Source organism: Streptomyces sp. ID05-39B (assembly GCF_033794725.1).
GTDB classification, from domain to species: Bacteria; Actinomycetota; Actinomycetes; order Streptomycetales; family Streptomycetaceae; genus Streptomyces; species Streptomyces bobili.
Genome location: NZ_JARGEF010000393.1, coordinates 1 through 4618, shown reverse-complemented (window position 1 = coordinate 4618; position 4618 = coordinate 1). Strand labels below are relative to the sequence as shown.

Sequence of the window (4618 nt, the reverse complement as noted above, 5' to 3'; positions counted from 1 at the left end):
GGCAGGGCGGGCAGAGCGGTGATCCGACCCACGGCCGGCGCATCCACCTGCCCACCGGCTATCAGATGCACCCGTGGGCGGATCTGCGTCCCGCGGGCCAGGAGGCCTCACAAGGGCCTTCGACAGTAAGGAAGTTGTGGCACCAGAGTCCGGGGAGTGCGGGATGACCATCCTCTGCGTACGTTTCCAGCTGCCTCCGCTGCGCGAGGCCGCCCTGCCGGGGCTGCTCGAACTCCTCCAGGAGTTCACCCCCGTCGTCGAGGCGCTGCCACCGGACGGGGCGCTGATCGATGTGCGGGGCGCCGAACGGTACTTCGGGCGCGACGCGGTCGAGCTGGCGTCCGTCATCCGGGTGCGGTCGCTCGCCCTGTACGGCGTCGACTGCATGATCGGCGCCGGGCCGGGCCCGATGCTGGCCCGCATGGCACTGCGGGACGCCCGGCCCGGAGTGACCCGCGCCGTGACCGAGGACGGGGTGCGGGAGTTCCTCGACACCAAGCCCGTCTCCGCGCTCCCCGGCGTCGGCACCGCGACCGCCCGCACCCTGTGCGAATACGGCCTCGACACCCTCGGCCGGGTCGCCGCCGCGCCGCTCCCGACCCTCCAGCGCCTGGTCGGCGCGAAGGCGGGCCGCGAACTCCACGACAAGGCGAACGGCGTCGACCGCGAGCGGGTCGTCCCCAATGCGGTCTCCTCTTCCCTCGCCACCGAACGCCCCTTCGACCGCGACGAGTTGGACCAGCATCGGCACCGCAGGGCACTGCTGTCGGCCGCCGAGGAACTGGGCTCCCGGCTGCGCGCCGTGGAGAAGGTCTGCCGCTCCCTCACCCTCACCGTCCGCTACGCCGACCGGTCCTCCACCACCCGCAGCCGCACCCTCGGGGAACCGACCGCACACTCGGCCGAGCTGACGAGGACGGCGTACGGCCTGTACGAGGCGCTCGGCCTCCAGCGCGCCCGCGTCCGCGCGATCGCCCTGCGCGCCGAGGGGCTCACCCCCGCCGAACAGGCCTCCCACCAGCTCACCTTCGACCCCGTCGACGAGAAGGCCCGCCGCATCGAGGAGGTCGCCGACCGCGCGCGGGCGAAGTTCGGCCCGAGGGCGGTGATGCCGGGGGCGCTGGCGGCGTGAGGGGGCTCCGGAGCGGGCTGAGGCGGCCGGTCCCCGAGGAGGTGAACCCGTCCCGGCTCGATAGAGTGCGCCAATGACATGGAAAGGCCCGACGTTTCGCACGGTGGACGGGGAGCGGATCGACGGGGTCTGGTGTCATGTCTGGCAGTGGGACGAGTGGCGTGACGCCTATGTCCTCGAGGACCTGCTCGTCTACGCCGACGGGACGGTGCGCTGCGAGCGGACGACCGACCTGGCCGGCCTGGAGCGGATGCTGGACCGGGAGCTGATCGTGCTCAGGGATCCGGCGGCGCCTCCGAGGCAGGAGCCGGAGAGCAAGTGGGAGTCCCGGTCCCCCGAAGCGCTGACCCCGGAGGGCTTCCTCCTCGAAGTCGCCGACCGGATCGAGGAGCTGGCGGGAAGGCCGACGGCCCATGACCACTTCCGGGAGGCGGTCCACCGCTTCCAGGGAGCGCCCACCGAGGCCAACCGGTACCTCCTGCGCGCCGCGTATCTCGCCATCGCGCCCCACCTGCGCATCTACTGCCTCGGCGACATGGACCGCCAGGACCGGCCCCTGCGGATCCTGTTCACCGACCTCGGTGAACCGGTCGACGGGGACGGTCCGGTGGCGACCGCCGAGATGCACCGCCAGGCGCTGGACTACTTCCGGGACCGGGAGAAGGCCGTCGCCAGGGCGGACGAGCGGCAGGCCGTCCGGCACGCGGACGATCCCACGTCGCCGGGAAGTCCGGCCGTCATCCTGAACCAGATCATCTTCCCCAACGGCCGCCCCGCCGACCCCGGCCTCTCCGCTCTGCGCAACGACTTCCCCGTCACCCTCCACCACGCCGGCGACAGCTATCCCTCCGTCCACCACGGCTACTGGGCCCTGTCCACCGCCGAGGAGACCGACCGCCTCGCCGTCCGCGACGCCCCGACCGCCGACGCCGCCCACGAACTGGGTGCCCTCGCCCCGCGCCGCGAGGACTGGACGGACGTGCGTCTGGCCGTGATGGCCGGTCTGCTGCGCGCCAAGTTCACCCAGCACCCGGCGCTGGCCGAGATCCTGCTCGGCACCGGGGACGCGCGGATCGGCTACAGCGGCCACGAGGAGTCCCCTTACTGGCGGACCGCCCGCGACGACCAGGGCCGCAACTGGGTGGGCCGCCTGCTGGAACTGGTCCGCTCGGAACTGCGCGCCGCCGGGACCGGTTCCGGGATCAGTTCGCCCACGGGGGAGTGAGCACGGTTCCGTCCGCCAGTTCCGCCGTCAGGCCGACGGAGGTGGTGACCCAGGTGATCGCGGTGTGATCCGTCGGGTTCTCGACGCTCAGGGTCGACCCGGCGTTGATGATCACGGTGTCGCCCGCGCCGACCCGCTCGGTGCGGCCGTCGAGCGTGAGGGCCAGCTCGCCGACGAGGACAAGGAAGATCTCCTCCCGGCTCACGGTGTGCGCGGCGGCCTTCGTCCCCGGCGGGATCTCGCCCCGCCAGGCGGCCAGCTCCTTGCTGCCGGTGCGCGGGGTGGCGTACGAGACGAAGCGGACGCCGTGGATCTCGTGGGTCACGGCGTCGGCGGAGCGGATGAACGGCATGGGTGTCTCCCAAGAATTTGGTCAAGCTACTTGACTAGTTCTGTCGTCATGATGGTCAAGCAACTTGACCAATACGTCAAGAGTGTTTCAATGCGGAAGTGCAGAACTCCGAAGCCCTCACCCTGACCGCTGTCCTGCTCGCCGCCGCCGGTGACCTCACGCGGCGCATCAATGACGGGGTCGAGGCCCGCGGGTTCGAGGGGCGGCCCGCCTTCGGCTTCGCCTTCACGCGGCTCGCGCCGGACGGGGCGACCGTCACCGAGCTGGCCGCGCATCTCGGGGTCACCAAGCAGGCGGCCAGTCAGCTCGTCGACGAGCTGGTCCGCAAGGGGTACGTCGAGCGGCGGGCGCATCCCGTGGACGCGCGGGCCCGGCTGGTCGTCCTCACCGAACGTGGCTGGGCGTGCACCCGCGCCGCGGAGGCGGCGGCGGCCGACGCCGTAGGGGCATGGGTCGAGGTCCTCGGGGAGGCCGAAGTGCGCGTGTTGTGCGACCGTTTGGCACGAATCGCCCCCTATGGTCCCCTCAGGCCCACCTGGTGACTGTGTGTCGGGCGCCTCGGTCGTCGCCGACTACCACTGGAAGTTTTTACCGACGCGTAACTTCACACTTCAGCTACTCGCCCGTAACTTGACGAGTGAACAGCATCCTCGTGATCCGGATCACCAGGCGTAAGGCCGTCGAACCTCCCTTGAGCCGCAAGGAGATCACGCGATGCTGCCCTGGAAACGCCTGCTCAGACCCATCGCCGCCCTGCTGCTGGCGATCTCGGCCACCGCAGTCCCCGCCGCGACCGCCTCCGCGACCGCCTCCGCCTCCGCCTCCGCCTCCGCCGCGTCAAGCAGTGGCTGGAACGACTACAACTGCAAGCCCTCCGCCGCACACCCCCGCCCCGTCGTCCTCGTCCACGGCACCCTCGGCAACTCCGTCGACAACTGGCTCGGCCTCGCGCCCTATCTGAAGCACCGCGGGTACTGCGTCTTCTCCCTCGACTACGGCCAGTTGCCCGGAGTCCCCTTCTTCCACGCCCTCGGGCCCATCGACAAGTCGGCGGAACAACTGTCCGCCCACGTCGACAAGGTGCTCGCCGCGACCGGCGCCACCAAGGCCGACGTCGTCGGCCACTCGCAGGGCGGCATGATGCCCCGCTACTACCTCAAGTTCCTCGGCGGAGCCGCCAAGGTGAACGCCCTCGTCGGCATCGCACCCAACAACCACGGCACCACCCTTGCGGGGCTCACCAACCTGCTGCCCTTCTTCCCCGGCGCCGAGGACCTCCTCAACGCCGCCACCCCCGCCCTCGCCCAGCAGATCGTCGGCTCCGACTTCATGACGAAGCTGAACGCGGGCGGCGACACCGTCCCCGGCGTCCGCTACACGGTCATCGCCACCCGCTACGACGAGGTGGTGACCCCGCATCGGACGCAGTACCTGAGCGGGGCGAACGTCAGGAACATCCTCATCCAGGATCTCTGCCCCCTCGACCTCTCCGAGCACGCGCTGCTCGGACTCACCGACCGGATCGCCTTCCACGAGGTGGCCAACGCGCTCGACCCGGCCCGCGCCACCGCCACCACCTGCGCCTCCGTCTTCGGCTGACGCGGGCGCTTTCGCCGAAGCCCGACCGGCCTGAGCCGCCGGTCGGGCCCCGGAGTCCGTGGGGTCAGTGGCCGCCCCGGCCACCGCCCACCGCGCGACGCCGCACCGACGCGAACAGCACGCCCGCACCCAGCGCCAGTACGGCCGCCCCGCCTACCGCGAGATACGGCGTGCTGCCGTTGCCGCCGGTCTCGGCGAGGCTCTCACCGGCCTCGGCCCCGGCCCCGGCCGCCTTCGGCTCGTTGGCCTCGGCGGCGGGGGCCGGGGCCGAGGCCGGTGAGAGCCTCGCCGAGACCGGCGGCAACGGCAG

General features: G+C 71.6%; 6 protein-coding genes. 4 read left to right on the top strand and 2 right to left on the bottom strand.

Going from position 1 to position 4618, the window contains the following annotated elements; translation table 11 throughout:
• Positions 1-163 precede the first annotated feature (163 nt).
• A complete protein-coding gene (locus P1P75_RS39815) occupies positions 164-1132 on the top strand; it encodes a hypothetical protein (protein ID WP_319264555.1) in 969 nt (322 codons plus the stop codon).
• A 73-nt stretch (positions 1133-1205) separates the two neighbouring features.
• Entirely contained in the window at positions 1206-2357 is a 1152-nt protein-coding gene (locus P1P75_RS39810; RefSeq protein ID WP_319264553.1) for an NADAR family protein, read from the top strand.
• Here P1P75_RS39810 and P1P75_RS39805 read toward each other — a convergent pair.
• On the bottom strand, positions 2335-2709 hold the full coding sequence (locus tag P1P75_RS39805) for a cupin domain-containing protein (RefSeq protein ID WP_319264551.1): 375 nt from the start codon (positions 2707-2709) through the stop codon (positions 2335-2337). The genes P1P75_RS39810 and P1P75_RS39805 overlap by 23 nt on opposite strands.
• Positions 2710-2807: 98 nt before the next feature.
• On the opposite strand from P1P75_RS39805, the gene P1P75_RS39800 reads away from it, so the two are divergent.
• Together P1P75_RS39800 and P1P75_RS39795 are read left to right on the top strand one after the other, a co-directional pair.
• Positions 2808-3251 carry a MarR family winged helix-turn-helix transcriptional regulator gene (locus tag P1P75_RS39800; RefSeq protein ID WP_319264549.1) on the top strand — a complete coding sequence of 148 codons (444 nt, stop codon included), beginning with the start codon at positions 2808-2810 and terminating at the stop codon, positions 3249-3251.
• A gap of 172 nt (positions 3252-3423) precedes the next feature.
• A complete protein-coding gene (locus P1P75_RS39795) occupies positions 3424-4308 on the top strand; it encodes an alpha/beta fold hydrolase (protein WP_319264548.1) in 885 nt (294 codons plus the stop codon).
• 64 nt (positions 4309-4372) lie between these two features.
• Here P1P75_RS39795 and P1P75_RS39790 read toward each other — a convergent pair.
• Positions 4373-4618, bottom strand: a 246-nt coding sequence (locus P1P75_RS39790) for an LAETG motif-containing sortase-dependent surface protein (RefSeq protein WP_319264546.1), incomplete at its 5' end; no start/stop codon positions are given.